We start from the raw sequence: 13,638 nt of genomic DNA, 5'->3' as shown, positions 1-13,638 counted from the left end.
CAGGTTTTTTTGCAGTTGCAACTGTAATTTATAGCTGAATATTTATCATCCCAAAAGGAAACACTAATATGAAAATAGGATTTATAGGACTTGGAAATATGGGTACGCCAATGGCGCAAAACCTAATCAAAGCCGGATACCATTTACAGGTTTACAACCGCACCATAAGCAAGGCCGACGAACTTGACCAATCGGCCATTACAAAATGCAAAACGCCTGCCGAAGCAGCCACCGATGTTGAGTTTGTGGTGACGATGTTATCGGAAGATGAGATATTGAAAGAAGCTGTTTCGGGTGAGCATGGATTGCTGCATACATTGCCTAAGGGAGGTGTGCATATTTCCATGAGTACCATCTCACCCGAAACTTCCCAACTGTTGGCTGGCCTGCACCATTTGGCCGGCAGCCACTACATTGCAGCCCCGGTTTTTGGAAGGCCCGAAGCCGCGGCTGCGAAGAAATTATTTGTATGCACATCGGGCAATACCGAAGCTAAGGAACGTGCCCGCCCGATACTGGAAGCGCTTGGCCAAAGCGTAACAGATTTTGGTGGGGATGTTGGCGGCGCTAACGTGCTTAAAGTTGCGGGTAACTTTATGATTATTGGAGCGATGGAGATGATGGCCGAAGCCTTTACCCTTGCCGAAAAGAACGGACTAAACCGTACTGATGTAGCTAACTTTTTTGGTGCTACCATATTTAACGCGCCTATTTTCCATAACTACGGCAAGCTTATCGCCAACAAGCAATACGAACCTGTGGGTTTCAAAGCACGCTTAGGCTTAAAGGATGCCCGCCTTGCGGTTAAACTATCGCAAACGAGCGAGACGCCTATGCCATTGGCTACACTTGCTCACAACCGCTTATTAACAGCCGTAGCCAAAGGTGGTGGTGACAGGGATTGGGTTGAGGCGTTTGGTAAGGGTGTTACGGATGATGCGGGAATTTAGTTAGAGCTATAAGCGTTAAGCTTCAAGCCGCAAGTCTTAAAACAAAAGTTTGGAGCTTGAGACTTGGAGCCTGAAGCTTTTATTTTACTTGTAGCTTGGGACTTGAAACCTGAAGCTCTATCATACTCCGTAAAACACCTCGGTATCTTCTTCTAAAAATTCCAGGTCGGGTTTCTTGTCAAATATTCCGAATACGGAGGCTCCGCTCCCGCTCATGCTGGCGTATAGGGCTCCGGTTTGGTATAGGGTGGCTTTTACTCCTCTTATTTCGGGATGAGCTTTGAAGATGTGATCTTCAAAATCGTTTTTGATGTGATGCTTCCAATCGGCTACCGGGAGCTGTATTAAATCTTTTAATGATCTGGTTACCGGCGCGGGCTTTACGCCGCGATAGGCTTCGGAGGTTGAAACATGGGTTGGCGGCATTACTAACGCGATGTGATATTTAGATAAGTCGAGTTCGATGGATTCAAACTGATCGCCTTTATCGAATGCGAACACGGGTTTACTTTCAATAAAAAAGGCGCAATCGGCACCAAGCCTGCGGGCGTAATCGCTCATGGCTTCGATGGAAAGATTGAGATCGAAGGTTTGATTGATGAGTCTGATAAAATACCCGGCGTCAGCTGAACCACCGCCTAAACCAGCGCCTATCGGAATATGCTTGTGCAGGTGGATACTTACGGGTGGGATATCATGATCTTGCTTTATTAAGTGGTAGGCTTTGATACATAGGTTATCCTCTACCCTGCCGGGGATGCCCAAGCCTGATGCTTCGAAAGTTAGCTGGTCGCTTTTGATCACTTCGAGCACATCGTTTATTTTGATGGGATAAAAAACGGTTTCGAGGTTATGGTAGCCATCTGGCCTGCGAGCCGTGATGTTTAGTCCGATGTTTATTTTTGCGATTGGAAAATTGATCATGATAAATGCTAACAACAGACTGTAGTTTTGCACAATCCGTAGGAAACCAAAATTAGTTTTTTTTCTTTGTGTGATAATGTTTCAATTTGAAACATTTGAAATTATTTTTTTTCAAGTCGAACTAAAAAATGAAACAATATTTAGACCTGATGCGCCACGTTCTGGATAACGGCGCTCAAAAACACGACCGTACCGGAACCGGAACCATTAGCGTTTTTGGTTACCAGATGCGTTTTAATTTGCAGGATGGTTTTCCGTTGGTGACTACTAAGAAACTGCATTTGAAATCGATCATCCATGAGTTGATCTGGTTTTTGAGTGGGGATACAAATATCCGTTACCTGAAAGAAAATGGTGTACGCATTTGGGATGAGTGGGCGGATGCAGAGGGCAATCTCGGACCTGTTTACGGTTACCAGTGGAGAAGCTGGCCCAAGCCGGATGGCGGGCATATTGATCAGATCAGTCAGGTTATTAAAACTTTGAAGAACAATCCGGATTCGCGCAGAATTATGGTTTCGGCATGGAATGTTGCGGATGTGGAGCAGATGGCTTTGCCGCCTTGCCATAGTTTGTTCCAGTTTTATGTGCAGCCCGCGGATGTTACTAAGGGTGAAACGAGGGGTAAGCTTTCGTGCCAGCTTTACCAGCGCAGCGCGGATATATTTTTGGGCGTGCCTTTTAATATCGCATCGTACGCTTTGTTAACCATGATGGTGGCGCAGGTATGTGATCTGGATTATGGGGATTTTGTCCATACTCTGGGTGACGCGCATTTGTATAATAACCATATTGAGCAAACGCATTTACAGTTAAGCCGTGAGCCGAGGGCTTTGCCTACCATGAAGATCAACCCGGAGGTGAAGGATATTTTTGGATTTACGATTGATGATTTTGAATTGGAGAATTATGATCCATGGCCGCATATTAAGGGAATAGTAGCGGTTTAGCGATGGTTACTGATAATACCGGCTGGACACCATCCTCAAATGACAACCTGCTTGGGTTGACAGACAATCATCAAATCAATTTGGTGGAGGCAGCGGGTATTACAAATGCAGAACTATACATTTTTTCGCTTGATGAAGATATAGTACTTACTGCTCAACTTATACTTCAAATACACAAAATAGCATTTGGTGAACTATATGACTGGGCAGGTTCATGGAGGAAAGTTAATGTACAGGTTGGTTTGTTGACACCACCAGAACCAACAAAAATTCTTAATCTGATCTACCAATACATTGATAATTTAAATTACAAATTATCAATAGCTACAGATTCACCTGAACAGATTGAAGCGTTAACTTACTGCCATTATGAATTTGTGAAAATCCACCCGTTTAATAATGGCAATGGCCGAACAGGTAGATTATTAATGAACTTAGTGGCGCTCAAACTGGGATATAAACCCCTTGAGCTTTATCACCGTGAAGGCGATTCAAGAACAAAATATATAAAAGCGTTAAGGAAATGTGATAATGGAGATTTTTCGCAATTAAAAGAATTAATTAAAGAAGAGTTGATCGCGCTGTAATTCTTCCTTTTTAATGGCAGATGAAACAATACGCTCAATATCTTGCATAGATACCGTTTGATCTTCTAAAGCCATGGTGGCATAAACCGTTTTTGAAAGCAGATCATGCAAAAATTGTTTTTGCTTTAGTTGCGGATATTTGTCATAAAAACTCATTGATACAAATTTAAACAATTTTGATTTAATCACATAATCAACCAATGTACATCACCATAGTAGTAGCCATCGCATCAAATTACGCCATAGGGAAAGACAACCAGCTTTTATGGCATTTGCCCAAGGATTTAAAGCACTTTAAAGATATTACCGCTGGCGGTACGGTAATTATGGGACGCAAAACTTATGACTCTGTTGGGCGGCCTTTACCTAAGCGGAGGAATATTGTAATTACCCGGCAGGATATTCAAATTGAAGGTTGCGAGGTGGTTAACTCGTTGGATGCCGCGATTGCTTTGTGCAAGGATGAGCAAGAAGTTTTCATTGTTGGGGGGGCCGAAATTTACCGCCAAGCTATGCATATTACTAACCGGATATACCTTACTATAGTGCACCATTCTTTTGACGCGGATACGTTTTTCCCGGAAATTGATTATAATGACTGGAAAGTGGTTGAACGGGAAGACCACGAAACGGACGAAAAACACGCTTTTGCGTACTCTTTTATCACTTTAGAAAAACCCTAACAATTAATGTTTTATTTTGTGTGATTTAAAAAATTCGTTTTGCGAAATTTTATTAGATTTGCCGTCTTGTTTAAAAACGCTTATAGACTAATTGATTACACATTTTTAATTTACGATGCAAGGTAAAGGGATTATTAAATTTTTCGCCATTCTGTTGGGCATATTGTGCTTATATCAGCTTTCGCTGACGTTAGCTACGCAGAAGGTTGAACGCGAAGCCAGAGATTATGCAAAAGGCGACTTGGCTAAAGAAAGAAGCTACCTGGATTCGATGGCTACAATACCAGTTTACCCGGTATTGAAACACACGTACCAGTACTGCAAATCAAAAGAGATTGCTTTAGGTTTGGATTTGAAAGGCGGTATGGATGTTACCATGCAGATATCGTTAGTTGAGTTGGTAAAATCGTTATCAAACAACAACCCAGATGTTGCCATGAACCAGGCTTTGGCCAATGCTGATCATATATCAAAAACCAGCACTACCGATTTTATTACCCTTTTTGTTGAGGAGTATGAAAAATTGGCTCCAAACGCTAAGCTTGCCGCTATCTTCTCGACAAAAGAAAACCAGGAGCATATTAAGTTCAATGCTTCGAACAGCGAAGTAAAGAAATTTTTGAAAGATCAGGCCGATGTTGCGGTTGGACAAGCTAAAACAGTATTGACCACCCGTATTGACCAGTTTGGTGTTACCCAGCCTAACATACAGTTACAACAAGGTAACCGTATTTTGATTGAGCTACCCGGCGTGTTTGATAAAGAGCGTGTTGATAAGCTGTTGCAAGGATCGGCTAACTTAGAGTTTTACGAAACTTTTGAGAACGCTGATTTTTACCAGGTGTTAATGAACGCTGATAAGCTTTTAGCCGCTAAAGCTAAAATTGCTGCAAAAGACACTACCGCTAAAACCGCTGCAACTACAGGCGAAACTAAAAAAGATACTTCGGCAAAAGCTGAAGCTTTGAGCTTGTTGAATAAAGTACAGAAGAGCGCTAAGGATAGCTCAACGCTTGGTAAAAAAGAACAATCGGCGCAAAGCCCATTGTTATCAATTTTACAATTGAGCATTTACCAGGGACAAAACGGTCAGCCGCAATTGGTACCGGGCCCTATTGTTGGTCGTGCCTTCCAAAAAGATACCGCTAAAGTTAACGCTTACTTAAACAGCCCGGCTGTTAGAGCAATAATACCACACAATGCTAAACTACTATGGGGTGTTAAAGCTGGCGACAAAAAAATATTTGACCTGTATGCTGTTAAATTAACCGGCGCAGAAAACGGACCTGTATTGGCTGGTGATGTAATATCAGACGCCGGACCAAGCACAGACCAAAAAGGTAGCCCTGAAGTACGTATGGTTATGAACAGCGATGGCGCTGCTAAATGGAGAAGAGTAACGGCCGAGGCTGCTGCTAAAGAACCTAAAAAAGCGATTGCTATTGTTTTGGATAACAACGTATACAGTGCCCCTACTGTACAAAACGAGATCGCGGGTGGTATTTCATCTATCAGCGGTAACTTTACTATACAGGATACTAAAGATTTATCTAACGTATTAAAATCGGGTCGTTTAAAAGCACCTGCTCACATTATTGGTGAGGAGATTGTTGGAGCGTCATTAGGTCAGGAAGCTATTAGCGCTGGTTTAACTTCGTCGCTGATCGGTTTCTTAGTGGTATTAATCTTCATGATCGCTTACTACAACCGTGCGGGTACTGTAGCCGTTGTTGCGGTATTGGTTAACGTGTTCTTTTTGCTGGGCATACTGGCCAGCTTAAACGCTGTATTAACGCTTGAGGGTATTGCAGGTATTGTGTTAACGTTAGGTATAGCGGTTGATGCGAATGTATTGATATACGAGCGTGTACGTGAAGAGTTGGAGCATGGCAAATCACTACGTATTGCTATTGCAGATGGCTTTAAACACGCTTTATCGTCTATCCTGGATTCAAACATCAGTACTTTATTAACGGGTATCATTCTTTATGTATTTGGGTCAGGCCCGATCAGAGGTTTTGCTACTACTTTGATCATCGGTATCGTAACTTCCTTATTCTGTTCGTTATTGATCTCGAGGTTAATATTTGAGTGGTTATTGAAGAAAGATAAACCGATCAGCTTCTCTAACCCATGGAGCTCACATACCTTTAAAGGCGCTAATTACGCATTCGTAAAAAACCGTTTTAAATTCTATATCTTTTCAGGTGCGTTTATTTTGATAGGTATCGGCTCAATGGTGACACGTGGTTTTAACTACGGTGTTGATTTCCAGGGTGGCCGTACGTTTGTTGTTCGTTATGATCAGAAGGTAGAATCTGAAAAAGTTCGCGAAGCATTAACTACTACACTAAATAAAGAAACTATTGTTAAAACTTTTGGTACTGATGGTAAACAGGTAAGTGTGACTAGTACTTATATGATTGATGATAATACCGCTGCAGCAGAAGCTAAGGTTCAGGAAAAATTGAACGAAGGTTTATCTAAGGTAGCCGGTAAATTCCAGATCATGAGTCAGCAAAAGGTTGGACCAACTATCGCGAGCGATTTGAAAACATCAGCTGTGTACGCGGTATTGTTCGCAATTTTGATCATCTCGGTTTATATCCTGTTACGTTTCCGCAAATGGCAGTTCAGCTTAGGTGCGATGGTGGCTACCGCGCATGATGCCTTGCTGGTATTATCGTTCTTCTCGATATTTAAGGATATGTTACCATTCTCGTTAGATATTGACCAGAAGTTTATCGCGGCGATATTAACGGTAATTGGTTACTCTATTAATGATACGGTTGTGGTATTTGACAGGATACGTGAGTTTTTAAACTTACACCATTCTAAAACCGATAAACCAGAGGAAGTAATTAACCAGGCTATTAACAGTACCTTAAGCCGTACCATTATTACCGCTTTAACGGTAATATTTGTATTGGTTGTATTGTTCATTTTTGGTGGTGACGTGATCCGCGGTTTCTCGTTCGCGTTGTTGATCGGTGTGTGCTTTGGTACATACTCTTCTATCTGCGTGGCTACACCGGTTATTGTTGACTTTGGTAAAAAGGATCTGCGATAAGCTGATCTTTAATTTATATTTTAAGCCTCCCGATTTTAAAATCGGGAGGCTTTTTGTTTTGATTTAGTACTGTTTTCGCGGTGTTATTCTTGTTTTTGTATCTGGGTCACTGGTTCATTAATCACTGGTTATTAGTACTTGCAGTGAGCAATACTTAAAAGTTGCATATCGGATATGGCCTTCGCCCCGTCCTTCGACTGCCGATTCAGGATTACCCCCTCCGCACCTTGTTAAAACACCGACAAATACAGATGACCATTTGAAAAAAGGTATATGATAAATGAAAAAAGAAACATTGAATATACCGACAAAATTGTCTACATTACCTTCACAGTCAAATAGCTTGGGTGAAGTTTAGAGGTATAAACTTTATGGGTTGCCTTTTTGAAATCAGCATCATTAGCTTTCATGATATCAGTGAAAACCTGCGGGTTACGATCAATCAAAGGGAACCATGTGCTTTGAACCTGAACCATAATACGGTGGCCTTTTTTGAAGGTGTGCAACACATCCTGTAATTCCCAGTTAACGGGAGTTACCGTTCCCGGGATAAACGGAACTGGTTTATCAAAAGCCTGGCGGTATTTGCCACGCATAGGCTCGCTGCGTACCATTTGTTGGTAGCCACCCATTTTAACATTGGAACCGATCCATTTATTGTTTGATGCTGTATCGGGGTATACATCCAATATTTTAACTATAAAGTCGGCATCGGTGCCGGTGATGGATACTTTGAGGTTGGCCCAGATGTTTCCGGCTATGGTAACGTCATGATCCAGTACATCGGTTTGATAGCTTAATACATCCTTACGGTCGGCTAAAAAGCGCTGGTCGGCAGTCATGTATTCGCGTTGCATACCGCTGGTTTGATCGCGATCTACCACGAACGGCACCGGGTTATTGGGATCGGATACGTATTGATCAAAGCTATTTGTACTTGATTTTGGCGCGGTGAATGATAACTTACCACCCGGCAACAGGTATAACCGTTTTTCTTTAGCCTGGACGGGCGGCCATGTATTATAGGTTTTCCATTTATTTACGCCTGTTTGGAATGTATTGACCTTAGCTACTTTACCCATAGTAGTCCCTTTAAGGTAATGGCTAAAGAATTTGAACTCAATACTATCCCGATAAAATGGACCGGTTGGCCCGCCAAAGTCAACATCGCCCAAATGATCGCCCGGGCCGCGTGCCCAGCCACCATGCACCCAAGGCCCCATGGCAAAGTAAACGGGGGTTTTAGGATTGTTTTTGGCTAAAGTTTTATAAGTGTTAATGGCTCCGTACAAATCCTCGGCATCATACCATCCACCGGTTACCAGTACGGCGGTTTTAATATCGTGTAAATGGGTTAATACGTTCCTTGCTTTCCAGTGCGCATCGTAATTGGGGTGATCCATCATTTCGTTCCAAAGGCGGATGGTATCCTTATAATACTTGTCGTTAGTGTTCTTCATCGAACCCATCTTCATGAAGAAGTCATAACCATCTTTGGTACCGATATCAAAAGGGTTACCTCTGCGCTGGCTAGGCTTATCATCCTGGCGGTTGGTGAACGATGGGTAGAAATCAAAGTTAGCCACCAAAAAGAAGGCACCGTTATGCCAGCCATCATCGCGCCACAGATCGGCAATAGGCGCTTGTGGCGATGCCGCAACCAAAGCCGGATGGCGGCTCAATAAAGCTGTGGTGGTATAAAAACCCGGGTATGAGATACCCCATACGCCAACTTTACCATTGTTGTTGGATATATTTTTCAAAAGCCAATCGATGGTATCGTAAGTATCGGTGCCCTCGTCAACGTCGTTTTTGGTTTTATGAACTTCGAGTTCAGGGGTCATCTCTTCGTAGATACCCTCACTCATAAAGCGGCCACGAACATCCTGGTAAACAAAGATGTAACCATCGTGGGTATAAGTGGAAGATGGGCCAAGTGATGGCCTATAAGCATCCGCGCCGTAAGGGGCAACGCTATAACAGGTACGATCCATCATGAAGGGATATTTCTTTGTTTTGTCCTTAGGTACATATACCGAGGTAAATAGCTTCTTGCCATCGCGCATGGGGATATTGTACTCAAACTTTTGATAGTTATCTTTAATGTATTGCGCATCGGGAGCAACAAAAGTTGGGCGCTGTGCAAACGACGTTGCAGCTATTATCAGGCCAAGTGATAAGAGGAGGTATTTCTTCATCGGGAATCAGTTATGGTATAAAAATAGGAATTATATCACACAAAAAAAGGCAGACCAATTTGGCCTGCCTCTCAATATTACTTAAAATTAACTATTCGTTTATCGCTTTAACGCCTGGCAACTCTTTGCCTTCCATGTATTCCAACAAAGCGCCGCCGCCTGTTGATACATAGCTAACCTCTTCGGTCAGGCCGAACTTAGCTACTGCCGCGGCTGAATCACCACCGCCTATTAATGAGAAAGCGCCGTTTTCAGTCGCCTTAACTACAGCATCGGCAATTGCGCGGGTTCCTTTTTCAAAGCTTTCCATTTCAAACACACCTACCGGGCCATTCCAAAGAATAGTTTTTGAACCTTCTATCACCTTGTTGAAGGCCGCTATCGTATCCGGACCGATATCTAAACCCATCCAACCATCTTTAATATCTTTGGTTGGAGCCACGCCTGTATTAGCATCGTTAGCGAATTTATCAGCTATGATGGTATCGGATGGGAGGTACAAGTTAACGCCTTTGGCTTTTGCCTTTTGCACCAATTCGTTAGCCAGATCTAACTTATCCGCTTCCAATAACGAGTTGCCAATGTTACCACCTGCAGCTTTAGCGAAGGTATAAGCCATACCACCACCGATGATGAGGTTATCAACCTTGTCCAATAGTTTTTCGATCAGCTGTATCTTATCCGAAACTTTAGAACCACCCATTACAGCTGTGAATGGTTTAGCAGCACCGTTCAATATCTTTTCGGCATTAGCTAATTCACCAGCCATCAGGTAACCAAAGTATTTGGCATTAGGGAAAAACTGAGCAATGATAGATGTTGAGGCGTGCGCGCGATGTGCGGTTCCAAAAGCATCGTTAACGTAGATATCGCCCAATTTTGATAGCTTTTCGGCGAAAGCAACATCGCCCTTTTCTTCTTCTTTGTAAAAACGAAGGTTCTCTAAAAGCAATACTTCTCCAGGTTTTAAGTCCTTTGCTTTTTTAGCGGCATCTTCACTAATACAATCATCGGCAAACTCAACCTGCTGGCCTAATAGATCAGCCAGATGAGGTATGATATGTTTCAAAGAGTATTTATCGGTCGGTCCATCTTTTGGACGTCCTAAATGCGACATTAAGATCACCGAGCCGCCATCTTGCAATATCTTTTTGATGGTTGGCAAAGCGGCGGTCATCCGGTTATCGTCGGTTATATTAAAGCTGTCATCCAAGGGAACGTTAAAATCAACCCGAATAAGGGCGCGTTTTCCTGAAAAGCTGATCTGGTCTATTGTTTTCATAAATATTTTACGGGTCAAAAATTGTAAGCCGCCAAATTCCGAAATAATTGGTACATATAAAAAGTATATGGAATATTTGTTTCAATAACCGTGGATAAATAAATGGCACTTGTATTGCATTCCCTCGAGCAGATTTAAAATCGAGATGAGAAATAACCTTTACACTATCTTATTTATTGCCATAGCATTTTCGGCCTGCTCCAAATCCGGTACCGATACCTATATAACTTCGAGCCGTTCATCTACTACCACAAGCTCAACAACTACCACAACTATTACATCCAGCAGGGGGAATGCGCCAGGCTCGGGCTCAACCACAACTCCAACGCCCGTATATGACATCTCGTTTAACAATGGTAACCAAGTTGTAAAAGTAAGCGTAAACAATAAAACACTTACTATGAATTTGCACGAAAGCATTAACCTGTTAATACGTAAGGATAGTTTGGCAAAATCGTTCTCTATTATATTTAAAGAGGATTTTAAGAGTATCCAGTTAGGCAAATATAGTTATACCACCCTTAGTAAGGACGGTACGATAACTACTAACTATGCCGAAAACAATTTGAATAATGTAACAATAAGTGGCACAAAAGATACTACGATGAATAGCGTTGTTTATACCAAGATCTCGTTCAATCGCAACTTTATATTTACCGGAACATTTAATACCAGCACCGAGGCCGGCGTGCAGTACGACTACTTACTGAACAATAAAGAAACCATTTATTTCTCTTCTTACATGAACACTACTACGGGAGTTTCGGCTACTGTTAAAAGTAGTTCAACTTTGGTGTACACATCAAATTGAGTAAGTTTTGACCCATCTGTGCAATAATTTCCACACCTCATAATTTCAGTGTTGGTTTTGCAATGGACTACTGTATTTTTAAATACATAGCATGGTGCGGGCCAATACCCGGTACATCAAACTCTGGTGATACAATTTCGAAGCCAATGCTCTCGTAAAACTTCAAAGCCTTTTTGCGTGCGTTGCACCAAATGTAATTAGTCTTTTGTCCGCGCAGGTAAACTATGGCAAAGTTGAGCAACTGGTTACCTATGCTTTTACCCCTGTATTCTTCCAGCGTAGCCATGCCGCGTAATTGATAAGCCTTGCCGGGAAAGGCTGTATAGGTTTCGGGATGGAACGACGCTACACAAACCAGTTTATCGCCATCAAAATATCCCAAATGGAAAGCGCCTTCTGCATCGTCCGAGGGAAAACGTGGTTGCCCCGGCGGCATTTTACCCTCGCGCAACACAATGTTACGCACATCAAATACTTGCGCTAAGGGGATGAACTTGATCATTTTAACTGGCTTATTTCCTCAACTAAATTAGCTAAACGGCTTGAATAACCCATTTCGTTATCATACCAACCAACCACTTTAACCAAGCCGCCAACTACCGACGTAAGTTGCGAATCAAATATGCAGCTATGCGGATTATCCAGAATATCAACTGAAACAATTGGGTCTTCGGTATATTCCAGTACATTCATCATGCCATTTTGCGATGCCTTTTTGAAAGCCGCATTGATTTCGGCAACCGTAGGCGTTACCTTCAAACTACATGTAAAATCGGTTAACGAACCATTCAATACCGGTACCCTGATACCTGCTCCGCCTAACCTGCCCAGCAAATGCGGGAATATATTGGTAATAGCCTTAGCGGCACCCGTTGTTGTTGGGATAATGGATGCCGAAGCCGCACGTGCCCGGCGCAGATCTTTATGCGGAGCATCGTGCAGGTTTTGATCGCCCGTCATGGAGTGTACTGTGGTGATGTAACCATCAATAATTCCCCAGTTATCATCCAAAACCTTCACCATAGTGGCTACATTGTTTGTGGTACATGATGCATTGGATAGTATTGGCGAACGCAGATCGACCATACCATCATTCACACCCAAAACAACCGTTGGTATATCTTTATTGGTAGCCGGTGCCGATATAATTACTTGTTTGGCGCCTGCCGTTAAATGCTGTGTTGCACCTTCGCGGGATGTGAATTTTCCTGTCGATTCAATAACCAGATCAATATCCAAATCCTTCCAGGGTAATTGAGAAGGCTCTTTTTCAGCGTAAACGCGGATAGCTTTTTGATTGATGATCAGATTTTGCTTATCAAAACCAACCTCACCCTTAAAGCCGCGATGTACAGAATCATACTTAAACAAATGGGCAAGCGTAGCGGTATCCGTCAAATCGTTAATAGCAACAACCTCAATATTGGGTAGCTCCAAAACCGACCGTAAAAATATCCTGCCTATCCTTCCAAAACCATTTATAGCTATCTTCATTACATCAATTATTCAGGTGGGCAAAGGTATAAAGAACAATTGTAATGTATGTAACTACGCTGTAAACTCCTCCCCTTTATCAAAGGTAATATCGGCGCTCAACCACGATCCTTTGCTTTTAAAATCCATAGCGTTGGCCGCTTTATGCAAAAACGTTACTTCGTAACTGTCAAAATCGTGTGGCAGGTCTTCTTCAATCTGTAAGCCGTCATCCCAAACTTTAAATTTATACTCGTATTCAGCCTTTTTTTCCTTCCGGCGATTCGCATCTATCGTATGCGTATGGGTGCAATAAGCCAAAGTATTCCGGCTTAATTCTGCCTGCCATGCTATCCAATATACACCCGGTTCGGTATCCAAGCCACTATCTTTAGCATAATTATATATTTTAACTATCACGTTAAAGCCAAAACCTTTAGGTAGCACTTGGGGGATGTTTTCTAAATATGCTAATAGGTCATTCCCATTTTTAACAGAGGATGAGCTTAGCTCCGGCCGTAACATGGCTACCTTAATAAAGTAAACTAAAAACTTATTGGTGGTATTGAGTTTCTCGGCTAAGAGCGTCCGCTCTTTTAAAGTTAAGGCATGCATAAAGTTCAGGATTTGGGGTTGAAAGTAAACAAGTGCTGATGTAACAACACAGCGTTCATTTAGTTCGCTAACAGCCATAAATTAAATGGCATTGG

General features: G+C 42.3%; 13 protein-coding genes. 6 read left to right on the top strand and 7 right to left on the bottom strand.

Annotated elements, in window-relative coordinates; all coding sequences use genetic code 11:
* The first annotated feature begins 68 nt into the window (after positions 1 to 68).
* Positions 69 to 950, top strand: coding sequence for an NAD(P)-dependent oxidoreductase (locus ABIN91_RS08080; protein ID WP_348050324.1), 882 nt, complete (start codon positions 69 to 71; stop codon positions 948 to 950).
* Positions 951 to 1,070: 120 nt separating this feature from the next.
* On the opposite strand, the gene ispE is transcribed toward ABIN91_RS08080, so the two are convergent.
* Positions 1,071 to 1,874 (bottom strand): 4-(cytidine 5'-diphospho)-2-C-methyl-D-erythritol kinase, encoded by an 804-nt coding sequence (gene ispE / locus ABIN91_RS08075; protein ID WP_348050322.1) that lies wholly within the window; start codon positions 1,872 to 1,874, stop codon positions 1,071 to 1,073.
* Between the two features lie 128 nt (positions 1,875 to 2,002).
* On the opposite strand from ispE, the gene ABIN91_RS08070 reads away from it, so the two are divergent.
* Both ABIN91_RS08070 and ABIN91_RS08065 read left to right on the top strand, forming a co-directional pair.
* Positions 2,003 to 2,824 carry a thymidylate synthase gene (locus ABIN91_RS08070; protein WP_348050320.1) on the top strand — a complete coding sequence of 274 codons (822 nt, stop codon included), beginning with the start codon at positions 2,003 to 2,005 and terminating at the stop codon, positions 2,822 to 2,824.
* A 2-nt stretch (positions 2,825 to 2,826) separates the two neighbouring features.
* The gene (locus ABIN91_RS08065) at positions 2,827 to 3,411 is read left to right on the top strand and encodes a Fic family protein (RefSeq protein ID WP_348050318.1); all 585 of its coding nucleotides are present in this window, start codon (positions 2,827 to 2,829) and stop codon (positions 3,409 to 3,411) included.
* On the opposite strand, the gene ABIN91_RS08060 is transcribed toward ABIN91_RS08065, so the two are convergent.
* Positions 3,382 to 3,567, bottom strand: coding sequence for a hypothetical protein (locus tag ABIN91_RS08060; RefSeq protein WP_348050316.1), 186 nt, complete (start codon positions 3,565 to 3,567; stop codon positions 3,382 to 3,384). The genes ABIN91_RS08065 and ABIN91_RS08060 overlap by 30 nt on opposite strands.
* Positions 3,568 to 3,611: 44 nt before the next feature.
* Here ABIN91_RS08060 and ABIN91_RS08055 point away from each other — a divergent pair, with 44 nt between their 5' ends.
* Both ABIN91_RS08055 and secDF read left to right on the top strand, forming a co-directional pair.
* Complete coding sequence (locus ABIN91_RS08055) at positions 3,612 to 4,094, top strand: dihydrofolate reductase (protein WP_348050314.1); 483 nt, start codon at positions 3,612 to 3,614, stop codon at positions 4,092 to 4,094.
* A 115-nt stretch (positions 4,095 to 4,209) separates the two neighbouring features.
* Positions 4,210 to 7,164, top strand: coding sequence for a protein translocase subunit SecDF (secDF, locus tag ABIN91_RS08050; protein ID WP_348050312.1), 2,955 nt, complete (start codon positions 4,210 to 4,212; stop codon positions 7,162 to 7,164).
* A 317-nt stretch (positions 7,165 to 7,481) separates the two neighbouring features.
* Here secDF and ABIN91_RS08045 read toward each other — a convergent pair whose 3' ends face one another.
* Both ABIN91_RS08045 and ABIN91_RS08040 read right to left on the bottom strand, forming a co-directional pair.
* Complete coding sequence (locus ABIN91_RS08045) at positions 7,482 to 9,362, bottom strand: CocE/NonD family hydrolase (RefSeq protein WP_348050310.1); 1,881 nt, start codon at positions 9,360 to 9,362, stop codon at positions 7,482 to 7,484.
* 91 nt (positions 9,363 to 9,453) lie between these two features.
* Positions 9,454 to 10,644: a phosphoglycerate kinase gene (locus tag ABIN91_RS08040; protein WP_348050308.1), complete on the bottom strand. Its 1,191-nt coding sequence runs from the start codon at positions 10,642 to 10,644 to the stop codon at positions 9,454 to 9,456.
* A 145-nt stretch (positions 10,645 to 10,789) separates the two neighbouring features.
* Between ABIN91_RS08040 and ABIN91_RS08035 the strand changes: the two genes are divergently transcribed.
* A complete protein-coding gene (locus ABIN91_RS08035; RefSeq protein WP_348050306.1) occupies positions 10,790 to 11,455 on the top strand; it encodes a hypothetical protein in 666 nt (221 codons plus the stop codon).
* A gap of 67 nt (positions 11,456 to 11,522) precedes the next feature.
* Here ABIN91_RS08035 and ABIN91_RS08030 read toward each other — a convergent pair whose 3' ends face one another.
* The 3 genes from ABIN91_RS08030 to ABIN91_RS08020 are packed head-to-tail and all read right to left on the bottom strand — an operon-like array spanning position 11,523 to position 13,621.
* Entirely contained in the window at positions 11,523 to 11,957 is a 435-nt protein-coding gene (locus ABIN91_RS08030; RefSeq protein ID WP_348050304.1) for a GNAT family N-acetyltransferase, read from the bottom strand.
* A complete protein-coding gene (gene gap / locus ABIN91_RS08025) occupies positions 11,954 to 12,949 on the bottom strand; it encodes a type I glyceraldehyde-3-phosphate dehydrogenase (protein ID WP_348050302.1) in 996 nt (331 codons plus the stop codon). Before gap ends, ABIN91_RS08030 begins: the two co-directional genes overlap by 4 nt.
* A gap of 54 nt (positions 12,950 to 13,003) precedes the next feature.
* Positions 13,004 to 13,621 (bottom strand): hypothetical protein, encoded by a 618-nt coding sequence (locus ABIN91_RS08020; RefSeq protein ID WP_348050300.1) that lies wholly within the window; start codon positions 13,619 to 13,621, stop codon positions 13,004 to 13,006.
* Positions 13,622 to 13,638 lie beyond the last annotated feature (17 nt).

It is taken from the genome of Mucilaginibacter sp., from assembly GCF_039921305.1.
Classification (GTDB): domain Bacteria; phylum Bacteroidota; class Bacteroidia; order Sphingobacteriales; family Sphingobacteriaceae; genus Mucilaginibacter.
This window is presented reverse-complemented; position numbering and strand designations above follow the sequence as displayed.